Source organism: uncultured Maribacter sp. (genome assembly GCF_947500985.1).
GTDB lineage: Bacteria > Bacteroidota > Bacteroidia > Flavobacteriales > Flavobacteriaceae > Maribacter.
In genome coordinates, this window is record NZ_CANMTX010000003.1 from 537,289 (window position 1) to 549,388 (window position 12,100).

Sequence of the window (12,100 nt, forward strand, 5' to 3'; positions counted from 1 at the left end):
TAAAATAGTAGTTTGAGTTATAAAAATCAAAGTACACTCTAACTTCAACATCTGGTATTAAAAAATATTGTGATTCTGAAAAGAGTCAATTACAATATTTTCGTCTATCGTGTAAATCACAAAATCTCGAAACACACTATAAATGAAATATTTAATAATTATCTTGTAGCCATACAGCTACAATATTATTTTTTTAAAGCCAGTAAATATATTTAACTTTTCTACATAATTATATAATCTATAATTGGAATGAGTAAAGAGAACACTCTTTCGTATATAAAGAAATTTCCGGAGTCTTTTAACAAAGAGCCTAAGCTGGCTATATTTCAGATTGATTTAAAATCTAAGTCAATAGATTGGAACATCATTTTAAAAAAAATTCACGAAGTTCCATTAGATTATATTCCGGATATCGAAAACTGCTATGGAAACTTCAAGAATGTTGATTCAGAAAACAAAATTCTACAAGCACATAAAAATGTTATAGAAAATGATGTTTCGTTCGAGTTGGATTATGAAATAATAACCGCAAAAGGCAATTCTCGTCTATTACAAATTACCGCACAGCCAATTACATACCACGGGGAATGTATTAGTATTTATGGGATAGTTAAAGAAATAAACCTAGGTAATGATTCAAGCCTACAAAATATTCAACTAAAACATCAATTAAACTATGCTGAAGAATTAGCTAAATCTGGCTCTTGGAATTGGAATGTTCTCACGGGAGAATTAATATGGTCAGATAATTTTTACAAAATTTTCAACCATAGCAAAAGCAATCCAATATCTTATGATGTTTACTTAAGCTATATTCATGAAGATGATAAAGAAGAAATAGCTAGAAAATTCGAATCAGTTTTAGAAACAAAAGAATTTCCAGATTCTAGATACCGACTTCGGTTAAAGGATGGCACAATAAAAACACTAATTTCAAAAGGTAAAGTTGTCCCAAATGAAAAAGGTGAGATTATAACCGTGCTAGGAGCCTGTCAAGACATAACAGAACGCATTGCTATTAAAAAAGAACTTTCACATACCAATAAACAATTAAAATTAACTGAGACAATTAATGAGGCTGGTACCTGGCAATTAAACCCAAGCACAGGTGCATTCAAATGGTCAGACAATCTTTATAAAATAACAGATTTTGAATCTGACCAAGCTATAAGTTTTGAAATGCTATATGCTCGCATACACCCAGATGATAAGCACCACGTTGACAAAGTACTGAAGTTGGTTCAAGAAAGTGGAATAAAGCAAACTTTCAATCATCGTCTTATAACAAAGGATGGTAGCGTTAGAACATTAGAAATTTCTGCAGATATTTTATCAAATAATTTAAGTGACGATAAGGTATTAATTGGTACTGCACGAAATATTACCAATAGCATAAAAATCGAACATGAGTTAATAGAAATAAACCAATTACTTGATTTTGCAGAGCATCTGACAACAATGGGGTATTGGAGATATAAACCTGAAACCGATGATGTTTTTTGGTCGAACAACCTATTTAAAATGTTCGATTTACCTAAAACAGAGCAATTATCTTTTAGTTCGTATTTCAATAGAATACACCCAGATGATCAAGCATTCGTAAAAGAAAGGATCGATCGATCTATTCACGATAATAAATTCTATGATTTTACACATAGAATTGTTCTTAGTGACAGCACCATACGAATTATACAGATTATAGGCAAGGTTACCCAAAACAGAAATGATGGTTTGCACGAATTACTCGGCACATGTTTAGATGTTACGGATAATGAGTCAAGAGAATTAGAACTTTCTAAAAAAAACCAACAATTAAACGTTGCAGAAAAGATGGCAATGATTGGTTATTGGCAATGGAACACACCCACCAACGAGGTTTTTTGGTCCGATAATTTACATGCTATTTATGGTCACGATAAACAAGAACCTTTAACTTTCGAAACTTATATTAATTATGTACATGAAGAAGATAAAAAAGCTGTAGTCGCCAACCTTAAAACAGCGATGAAAACTGGCAATTTTCTAGAATCCACGTATAGAATTCAACTAGACGATGGCAGTATTAAAATCATAAAATCTGTCGGTAAAATCACCCTAAACAGTAAAGGTGAAGTTCTTGAGATGTCAGGCACATGCCAAGATATAACTATAGCTAAAAACAATGAACTAGAATTACTTAAAATCAACCAACAGCTCAGCCTTGCAGAGCAAATGGCTATGTTAGGTATATGGGTATGGAAACCAAAAAAAAATATATTTCAATGGTCTGATAGTCTTTATAAAATTTATGGATTTGAACTGGGATCAGAAGTAAATATGGACAAAGCCATATCCATGATATACCCACCCGATAAAGACAAGGTAAAAGAAGTAATCAAAAACTTACTAAATGGCATAGAAGAGCCAAGGTCTACATATCGAATTATATTAAACAATAATGAAATTAAAACCTTAGAAGTTAGACGTGAAATTTCTAAAGACGAACATGGAAATATTGAATTATTGGGTACGACCCAAGACATTACACATATCGTCGAAACAGAACAATTATTAAAAGAAAAAAACCATCTACTTTCTTTTACCGAAGAAATGGCTTCGATGGGATCTTGGCAGTGGAACCCCCATACAGGCAAATCAAAATGGTCAGACAATCTTTATAAACTCTATGACCTTGAATTAGGCATATCAATAGATATGGATTTATTCTTATCAAGAATACATCCAGAAGATTCTGAAAAGGTCGTTGAGCATATAGAACATATAGTCTCTACACAAAAAAGCGAAACTCTTTTATCATACCGAATTATTTTGAATGACAATTCAATTCGATCTCTTGAGCTAATGGCCGAAGTAGTTAAGGACAGTAATGACCAAATGATAGAATTAATTGGCACCGCACAAGATGTAACAGACCGTATTAAAAGAGAACAAGATTTATTAGAAAAAAACCAACTTTTAAATTTCGCCGAACAGCTCTCCAGTATTGGTTATTGGAAATGGGACATTGTCAATGATGTTATGGAGAAATCGGAAAATTTATTGAAAATTTTAGATTTTGATCAAGAAACGAAACTTAATTTCAATACATATATAAACAGAGTTCACCCAGCTGATCGCGAAAAAGTAATTGATGTTAGCCGAAAAATAATAAAAACAAAAAAGTTTGACAAATTTCATCATAGAATCATAAAGAATGATAATTCTATTAGATCAATAATATTAATTGGAGAAGTAATACTAGACTCTGAGGGCAAAGTTATAGAACTAATAGGTTCTAGTCAAGATATTACTGAGCAAATAGAAGCTCAAAAAAAAATAATGAACACCAATAGAAGTTTAGAAAAATCAACGACAAACTTAACTTCAAAAAACAAGCAACTTGCTGAATTCAATCATATTACATCACATAATTTAAGATCCCCGGTAAGCAACTTGAACGCACTATTAGGTCTATATAAAAGCACCAAAAACGAGAGCAAAAAAGTAGAGATTTTTGGAAAGTTTGAAATCGTAATAGACCATTTGACGGAAACGCTTAACGCCCTAATAGAAACGATATCAATAAAACACTCAGCTGTTGAGATAACTCAAGAACTTTGCTTTGAACAGACGCTGTTAAAAACCAAAGAAATATTAGCTGCCGAATTAATAGAAAGTAACGCCAACATAAGATGTGATTTTTCTAAAGCGAAAAATGTAAAATACAATCCTATCTATTTAGAAAGTATTTTCCTTAATTTAGTAAGTAATTCACTGAAATACAGATCCGAAGATAGAGTACCAGAAATCTCAATTACCTCAAATACTGTAAATGGAAGAACAACATTAGAATTTGAAGATAATGGGTTAGGAATAGATATGAAAAGTAATGGCCACAAATTATTCGGACTTAACAAAGTATTTCATAAACACCCAGATGCAAAAGGCATCGGTCTGTTTTTGACAAAGGCCCAAATAATAGCTATGGGCGGTTCCATTTCGGCAAAAAGTAAAGTTGACGTCGGAACAACATTTTTTATCATTTTAAATTAAAAAAGATGGACAATAATATTCAAGTTTGCGTAATAGATGATGACGAAGTTTTTCAATATACCATACTTCACACCTTACAGTCTCATAAATCTGTCAGCAACATCATGCCATTTACCGATGGTGCAGAAGCAATGAACTTTTTTAATAAAAATATTGACAACTATAACATATTACCAGATGTTATTTTTCTGGATGTTAATATGCCAGTAATGGATGGGTACAAGTTTATGGATGAATACATTAAGTTGATATCAAAAGCTACAAAAAAAATAACCGTATATATTCTTTCATCATCTGTAGACTTGGTCGATTTTGAAAAGACAAAAAAAATAAAAGAAGTATCAGACTACATCGTCAAACCTATAAGAGATAACCAATTGACAAAAATTCTAGCAGAATTATAAACACCCAAAAATAAATTTATGTTATACTATTTACTAGAATAACCATCATAACCACCTTCTAAATTTACTACATTCTTAAAGCCAAATTCTGCTAACCTCTCTTGAGATTTTAAACTTCTACCCCCCATTTTACAGTAAACAAAGATTTTTTTGCTTTTATCCAAACCTTGTATTTGTTGATTGAATTCATCTGAAAGCCAATTAATATTAATAGCTCCGTTTATACAACCTGCTTCAAACTCTGCTGGTGTTCTTACATCTAACAATACTTCTGCAGATTCATCAAAATCAATAAATTCAGAAATCGGCTTTGACTCTATTTGACTTATAGCAAACTGAGTAACAAAAAGCAGCAGAAAAATTAGTATATTTCTCATGATAATAGCGTTTAGAACCAAAAGTAAACATAATAGCCAAAATTCAATTACTTTTGACATGCAGAATAAAAAATGGAAATAAACAATCTAAATCCTGATAAGTGGGTAGATCTCTATGCAGATTATCTATTTAACTACGCCGTAACTAGGGTAAGCGATGCAGAAATCGCAAAAGACCTTGTTCAAGACACTTTTATAGCTGGTCTAAAATCTGCCAAAAACTTTAAAGGTGATGCGGCAGAACGAACATGGCTAATTGCAATTCTCAAACGTAAGGTCATTGACCACTATCGCAAAATTAATTCAAAAAAGGGAAAAGCAGAGGTACGTATGAGCTATAGTTCACAGACCGATGCTGAAGGTGATTGGTTAGAAGAACGCATTGCCGACCCCAATAGTAATTTTGAAAATGACGCTCTTGAGAACGAAGAATTGGGCTTTGCCATTCAAAATTGCATTTCTAAGTTACCTAAAAAGCAAGCTCAAGTTTTTACCATGAAAACTATTGAAGGAATGGAAACTGAAGATATTTGTAATGCTTTAGGAATTAACGCGTCTAACCTATGGGTAATGATACATAGAGCCAGAACAGGCTTAATGGGTTGTTTAAATCAAAATTGGTTTTAGTTATGATGATTTCATGTGAAAAGGCAGCAAATATTTGCGATAAAGCTCAATACGAAGAAGCTTCTGGTTGGGATAAAATAAAATTAAAATTTCATTTATTTATGTGTAAAACCTGTGCAAAGCACAGTAAAGACAATACTAAGTTAACTTCTCTTTGCAATCAAGCTAGACTTGCTGTACTGTCTGAAGAAGAAAAGAAAAAAATGAAAGAAACCTTTTCTAAAGCAAAATAAAATACCTCTTACTTATAACAAAAAGTAACCACCACAATAATGGAATTGCTTCTACCCAAAAAGATGAAAAGTATTTGTGTTGATTTATTTTTGTTTTAAATATCATCAACATTAATACTAAGAATAGAACTGTCTTCACAATAATGTGGGTAACATCTAAATCTGTTTTCAAAAAGGTAGCAGCATAAAAAAGTATTGCCCAACTATACCCTATCATTTTTGTTCCCTTCACCCCTACTCTTTGTGGCAAAGTTTTTAGAGTTACACTATCATATTTTAAATCTCTGATTTCGAAAGGCACCAATAAAACCAGCACAAACAGAAAACGTTGTACCGTCTCTACCTTTACATTCCAAGAAACAATTTCTAGTTTAGAAATAACTGGCAATACTACTGTTGTACCAGCCCAAACAACTGCAACTATAAGTATCTTTAAACCGCTAAAACTTCTAAAATTTTTATTCTTCGGCAAAACAGGTAAGGCATAAAGACCCGTAATTACTGCCAATACAAGTAATCCAATAAAAATTCGTTCAGGCAAAAAAAACAACTGATACCCTGCAACAAGCAAACACCCAAAACTAAAAAATTGAATGTTTTTTTGATATGTGTTGGCTACAAGAATATACTTCTCTGCCTCTACTCCAAATTTTACAAAATTATAGCAACTAATAGAACCGAAAAAAATAAAAAAATAGAGTTCTAAAGGTACATTTATGTTTAAAGTTAGCGCAGTAACATGAACCAAGCTAAATATCGCCAATGCGACATGAATACTAGCATCAAGATAAAAATCAAAAATCTTTTTGATTATGGTCATTAAACAAAAGTAGTTAAAGTGTTTATAACCTTTTGTTTTGGTTAAAAACTTTCAAGATATGAATAGCTTACAGCACTAATTTAAACACATAAAAGTGGTAATTTTACACATTATATAACAATAGTATCTATGAAGACTGACGTGTTTGCATTACGCCATATCGGCATTAGGGATGAAGATTTAAATACCATGTTCAACACGGTAGGTGTTGAAAATCTGGAACAGCTTATTTTTGAGACCATACCAGAACATATTCGCCTTAAAGAGCCCCTAAAATTAGATCCACCAATGAGTGAGCATAAGTTTCTTGCACACACAGAAGCGTTATCTAAAAAAAATAAAGTTTTTAGAACTTATATTGGTTTAGGATATCACGAAAGTTTGATTCCGTCAGTAATTAAAAGAAATATTCTTGAAAACCCGGGTTGGTACACTGCTTACACTCCATATCAAGCTGAAATTGCCCAAGGTAGATTAGAAGCATTATTAAACTTTCAAACCATAGTTTCAGATTTAACAGGAATGAAACTTGCAAATGCTTCGCTTTTAGATGAAAGTACAGCTGCTGCAGAAGCAATGACCATGCTTTTTGATGTAAGAAGCCGTGATCAAAAAAAGAACAACATTGTAAAATTCTTTGTATCAGAAGAAATTTTACCGCAAACACTATCACTTTTAAATACCCGCTCGACTCCTTTAGGTATCGAACTGGTAATTGGCAATCATGAAGAATTTGACTTCAGTACAGATTTTTATGGTGCCCTACTACAGTATCCTGGCAAATACGGACAAGTCTTTGATTATGCTGATTTTGTTGCTAAAGCAAAGGAAAATGAAATCAAGGTAGCTGTAGCTGCAGATATCATGAGCTTAGTGCTATTGACTCCTCCTGGAGATTTTGGTGTAGACGTAGTTGTTGGTACTACACAGCGTTTTGGAATTCCGTTAGGTTATGGTGGTCCTCACGCTGCCTTCTTTGCTACAAAAGAAGAATTTAAAAGAAATATACCTGGTAGAATAATCGGTGTAACGAAAGATACCGATGGGAAGCCTGCTTTAAGAATGGCATTGCAGACTAGGGAACAACATATTAAAAGAGACAAAGCAACATCCAACATTTGTACGGCGCAGGTATTATTGGCGGTAATGGCAGGTATGTACGGGGTGTATCACGGTCCAAAAGGGCTAAAATACATAGCCTCAAAAATTCACGCTACCGCAGTTACGTTAGTTGATGCTCTTGAGAATTTGGGTCTATACCAGATTAACTCAGCTTATTTCGATACTATTACGGTAAAAGCAGATGCTAAAAAAATACGCCCAATTGCAGAAGCAAATGAAGTTAATTTCAACTATGTAGATAATGATACTATTTCAATCGCAGTCAATGAAGCTACCTCATTAAACGATATCAATCAGATTATATCCATTTTCACTGAGGCTCTTGGCAAGTCTGCAACAGAAATCACTAGTTTGCTAAGCTCAACTTCAATACCAAACAATATTCAGCGTAGCAGTGCTTTCATGGAAAACAAGGTGTTTAATTCATACCATTCAGAGACTGAATTAATGCGTTACATTAAGAAATTGGAACGCAAAGATTTAGCTCTAAATCATAGTATGATTTCTTTGGGTAGCTGTACCATGAAATTAAATGCAGCTAGTGAAATGTTGCCATTAAGTTCTTCTAACTGGGGAAATATTCACCCATTTGTACCGATTGACCAAGCAGAAGGATACCAAACTATTCTAAGAGAACTAGCAAAAGATCTTTCGGTAATTACAGGTTTTGCAGACACTTCATTGCAACCAAATTCTGGTGCACAAGGCGAGTATGCAGGGTTAATGGTTATTAGAGCGTATCATGAATCTAGAGGAGAATCTCATAGAAACATATGCTTGATTCCATCTTCGGCACATGGTACCAACCCGGCTTCTGCTGTAATGGCAGGTATGAAAGTTGTGGTAACCAAGACAGATGAGAAAGGAAATATTGATGTTGCGGATCTTGAAGAGAAAGCAAAATTACATTCAGACAACTTAGCTGCGTTAATGGTGACATACCCATCTACACATGGTGTATTTGAATCATCAATTAAGCAGATTACAAAATTAATTCATGATCATGGTGGTCAAGTCTATATGGACGGCGCCAATATGAATGCACAAGTTGGTTTAACAAACCCAGCAACCATTGGTGCAGATGTTTGTCATTTAAACTTACACAAAACTTTCGCTATACCACATGGTGGCGGCGGACCAGGTGTTGGTCCAATATGCGTTGCTCCACAACTGGTTCCATTTTTACCAAGTAACCCAGTAATAACAACAGGTGGAGAAGATGCTATTACAGCAATTTCTGCAGCCCCATGGGGAAGTTCATTGGTTTGCCTAATTTCTTACGGATACATTAAAATGTTAGGTGAACATGGTCTTACCCAATCAACAAAGATTGCCATTCTTAATGCCAATTATATTAAGCATAAGCTTGAAGGTAAATTTGATGTTTTATACACGGGTGAAAAAGGGAGAGCAGCTCATGAAATGATATTGGACTGTAGGCCTTTCAAGAAAAACGGCATTGAGGTAACCGACATTGCAAAGCGATTAATGGACTACGGGTTTCACGCTCCAACGGTTTCATTTCCTGTTGCAGGAACAGTAATGATCGAGCCTACCGAAAGTGAAAATTTAGCTGAGCTAGACAGGTTCTGCGAAGCAATGACTTCTATTCGATCAGAAATAGACGAATCTAATGCTGATGAGTCAAATAACGTACTTAAAAATGCTCCGCATACATTAGAAATGGCCACAACAGATGATTGGCAATTTCCATACTCAAGACAAAAAGCAACTTTTCCATTACCATACATTGCCGAAAATAAATTTTGGCCTTCGGTACGTAGAGTTGACGATGCATATGGAGACCGTAATTTAATTTGTACATGCGCACCAATTGAGGCGTACATGGAAACTGAATAATAGCTCTAAAGCCATACTACCAAGCCTTTTCGACAATTCGAAAAGGCTTTTTTAATTTGACTTATTTTAAGAAATGTGCATTGACCATCGTAAAATTTACTATGCATGCATATAATATTTTTATAATTTACTTAAATTGCCGGGCACAATTCAAAAAATTAAAATGAGCATATCAATTACGGGAACAGGAAGCTATATTCCTGATTTAAAAATTTCTAACACAGATTTTAATAACCATAATTTTTTAAATTTAGACGGCACATCCTTCAAACATAATAACGAAGTTATTATAGAGAAGTTTAAAGCCATTACTGGTATTGAAGAAAGGCGATATGCTCCTAAAGAATTCACTACGTCTAACTTAGCATTTTTCGCTGCTGAAAAAGCTATTAAGAATGCTCAAATAGACAAAGAAAGTTTAGACTACATCATTGTCGCCCATAATTTTGGTGACTTAAAAGAGGGCTATATTCAAGGCGATACACTACCAAGTTTAGCCACTAGAGTAAAGCACCAATTACAGATAAAGAATCCGAAGTGTGTTGCGTATGATTTAATCTTTGGCTGTCCAGGTTGGCTCGAAGGTATGATTCAAGCCAATGCGTTCATCAAAAGTGGTATTGCCAAAAAATGTTTGGTTATTGGCGCTGAGACTTTATCAAGAATTGTAGACGATAATGATCGCGATGCTATGATATATTCTGATGGTGCAGGTGCTGCAATTTTAGAAAGCTCTACTGACGGTGGTGAAATATTAGGTCACGAATCTGCAACCTATGCAAACGATGAAGCCAACTTTCTTTTTTTTGGAGAATCTTACAATAAAGAGGACGAGAAAAAGGCTTACTATATAAAAATGCTCGGTAGAAAAATTTATGAATTTGCGGTAACAAACGTACCATCTGCTATGGCGTCGTGCTTAGATAACAGCGGTATTAAGATTGATGAGGTGAAAAAGATATTTATTCACCAAGCAAATGAAAAAATGGATGAAGCGATAGTAAAACGCTTCTACAAAATATATGGTAAAGAAATGCCCGAAGGTATTATGCCCATGAGTATTTCAAAGCTAGGTAATAGCTCTGTTGCCACTATACCCACTTTATTTGACCTTGTAAAGGACGGTAAATTAGAAAATCAGGAAATTAAAAAGGGAGATGTTGTTATCTTTGCTAGTGTTGGCGCCGGAATGAACGTCAATGCAATGGTATACAGAATCTAAACATGTACGAAAACAGTTTTCCAAACAAACGTTACAAACACACACTTCATTTTTTACGTAAGCACATAAACACCGACGAATCTATATTAGATTTGGGTGTTGAGAATCCGTTTACCAAAATCATGGTAAAAGATGGTTATTCGGTAAAGAATACCCAAGGTGAAGATTTAGATATCGATTATAGCGCGGTATCAAACACAAATGCAGATGTCATTACTGCTTTCGAGATTTTTGAACATCTTTTAGCTCCATTGAATTTACTTTCAAATACCAAGGCTACTAAATTAGTTGCGAGCATACCTCTGAAATTATGGTTTTCTCCTGCCTATAGAAGCAAAACAGATAAATGGGACAGGCATTATCATGAATTTGAAGATTGGCAATTTGACTGGCTATTAGAAAAAGCCGGATGGGAAATTCAAGATTCTAAGAAATGGGCCCATCCAGTAAAAAAAATGGGCTTCAGACCTTTTCTACGTTTATTTACACCGAGGTACTATATTGTTTACGCTACCAGAAAATAAGAGACTATGTTTAAAATGGATTACTACATAGTTATTCCTATACACAACGAGGAGGCTTTTTTAAAAAGTACTTTAGACTCTATTTTACAACAGAAATTAGCCCCTAAAAAAGTTGTTCTAGTTAATGATAATTCTACTGACGGCACAGAAAACATTATAGACCAATACTGTACAGCGAACAGTCTGTTTCAAAAGTTGAATACAACCTCTTCAACACAACATATGCCAGGCAGTAAAGTAATTAATGCATTTAATAAGGGATTAGAAGTTTTGGACGATAATTATGATGTTATCGTAAAACTAGATGCCGATGTTATTTTACCTTCTAATTACTTTAAAGTAATATGTTCGTACTATCTGCAAATTAAGAATTTAGGTATTTGTGGTGGATTCATATATGAGCAAAATAACGCTGGGGAATGGATATTGAACCACCCAATGGATAAAGATCATGTACGAGGTGCCATTAAAGCCTATTCTAAAGCTTGTTTTAAAACCATAGGAGGATTGAAGAATGCAATTGGATGGGATACGGTAGATGAGCTCTTAGCAAGGTTTCATAACTTTACAATATATACTGATACAACACTTAAAGTAAAACATCTAAGACCTACAGGGAAGGCATATAATGCAAAAGCGAAAAGGTTACAAGGTAAAGCTATGTATACCATGCGTTATGGATTCGTAATCACATGTATTGCCTCGATGAAAATGGCTATGAAAAATAAATCTGTAAAATCATTTTGGAACAACATGTCTGGTTATGTACAGGCCTCTCAAAATAAGACCTCTTATTTGGTAACTGCCGAAGAAGGCAAGTTCATCAAAACCCTACGCTGGACGAATATTAAAAGAAAAATCAAAGCATAAAAAAAGCCA

The 12,100-nt window shown here is 33.9% G+C and carries 10 protein-coding genes; 8 read left to right on the forward strand and 2 right to left on the reverse strand.

The window, feature by feature from the left end:
• Positions 1–249: 249 nt before the first annotated feature.
• Together Q0871_RS08840 and Q0871_RS08845 are read left to right on the forward strand one after the other, a co-directional pair.
• Positions 250–4,032: a PAS domain-containing protein gene (locus Q0871_RS08840; protein ID WP_299321159.1), complete on the forward strand. Its 3,783-nt coding sequence runs from the start codon at positions 250–252 to the stop codon at positions 4,030–4,032.
• Between the two features lie 5 nt (positions 4,033–4,037).
• The gene (locus Q0871_RS08845) at positions 4,038–4,436 is read left to right on the forward strand and encodes a response regulator (protein WP_299321160.1); all 399 of its coding nucleotides are present in this window, start codon (positions 4,038–4,040) and stop codon (positions 4,434–4,436) included.
• 26 nt (positions 4,437–4,462) lie between these two features.
• On the opposite strand, the gene Q0871_RS08850 is transcribed toward Q0871_RS08845, so the two are convergent.
• A complete protein-coding gene (locus tag Q0871_RS08850; RefSeq protein WP_299321161.1) occupies positions 4,463–4,813 on the reverse strand; it encodes a rhodanese-like domain-containing protein in 351 nt (116 codons plus the stop codon).
• Positions 4,814–4,885: 72 nt separating this feature from the next.
• Here Q0871_RS08850 and Q0871_RS08855 point away from each other — a divergent pair, with 72 nt between their 5' ends.
• Together Q0871_RS08855 and Q0871_RS08860 are read left to right on the forward strand one after the other, a co-directional pair.
• Positions 4,886–5,440, forward strand: coding sequence for a sigma-70 family RNA polymerase sigma factor (locus Q0871_RS08855; protein ID WP_299321162.1), 555 nt, complete (start codon positions 4,886–4,888; stop codon positions 5,438–5,440).
• A gap of 2 nt (positions 5,441–5,442) precedes the next feature.
• Entirely contained in the window at positions 5,443–5,673 is a 231-nt protein-coding gene (locus Q0871_RS08860) for a hypothetical protein (protein WP_367275135.1), read from the forward strand.
• Here Q0871_RS08860 and Q0871_RS08865 read toward each other — a convergent pair.
• Positions 5,660–6,493, reverse strand: coding sequence for a hypothetical protein (locus Q0871_RS08865; RefSeq protein WP_299321163.1), 834 nt, complete (start codon positions 6,491–6,493; stop codon positions 5,660–5,662). The two genes, Q0871_RS08860 and Q0871_RS08865, sit on opposite strands and share 14 nt — an antisense overlap.
• A gap of 129 nt (positions 6,494–6,622) precedes the next feature.
• On the opposite strand from Q0871_RS08865, the gene gcvP reads away from it, so the two are divergent.
• The 4 genes from gcvP (at position 6,623) to Q0871_RS08885 (ending at position 12,091) form a co-directional block, all read left to right on the forward strand.
• Complete coding sequence (gcvP, locus tag Q0871_RS08870) at positions 6,623–9,475, forward strand: aminomethyl-transferring glycine dehydrogenase (RefSeq protein ID WP_299321164.1); 2,853 nt, start codon at positions 6,623–6,625, stop codon at positions 9,473–9,475.
• 163 nt (positions 9,476–9,638) lie between these two features.
• Positions 9,639–10,697, forward strand: coding sequence for a 3-oxoacyl-ACP synthase III family protein (locus Q0871_RS08875; RefSeq protein ID WP_299321165.1), 1,059 nt, complete (start codon positions 9,639–9,641; stop codon positions 10,695–10,697).
• Positions 10,698–10,699: 2 nt separating this feature from the next.
• Complete coding sequence (locus Q0871_RS08880) at positions 10,700–11,221, forward strand: methyltransferase (RefSeq protein ID WP_299321166.1); 522 nt, start codon at positions 10,700–10,702, stop codon at positions 11,219–11,221.
• Between the two features lie 15 nt (positions 11,222–11,236).
• On the forward strand, positions 11,237–12,091 hold the full coding sequence (locus Q0871_RS08885) for a glycosyltransferase family 2 protein (RefSeq protein WP_299321167.1): 855 nt from the start codon (positions 11,237–11,239) through the stop codon (positions 12,089–12,091).
• Positions 12,092–12,100 lie beyond the last annotated feature (9 nt).